Here is a 225-nt window from a genome sequence, read left to right as displayed (position 1 = left end):
AGAACATGGGTAAAAACTTTTAGTAATTACTGTCTATCCAAAGGACATCAAGTGTATTTTTCTAAAAACGAAAAAGTTGATGTTTTTATAACCTTAGCTTTCTATACTACCCCTGAAGAATTAACGGAAATGAAGCAAAGAAATACTAAGATTTTATATAGGATGGATGGTATTTACTATAATTTTTTAATAGATAATAGAACTACTATTAGATTAAATGGTCTT

Annotated in this window: 1 protein-coding gene; it reads left to right on the top strand. The window is 26.7% G+C overall.

Annotated features, from left to right (window positions below):
• Positions 1 to 225, top strand: a 225-nt coding sequence (locus ACX6CF_RS26770; protein WP_458788425.1) for a hypothetical protein, incomplete at both ends; no start/stop codon positions are given.

The sequence above is a fragment of the Vallitalea sediminicola genome (genome assembly GCF_054408565.1).
Note: the sequence above shows the minus strand (reverse complement) of the source record. Positions and strands in the feature narration are given on the sequence as shown.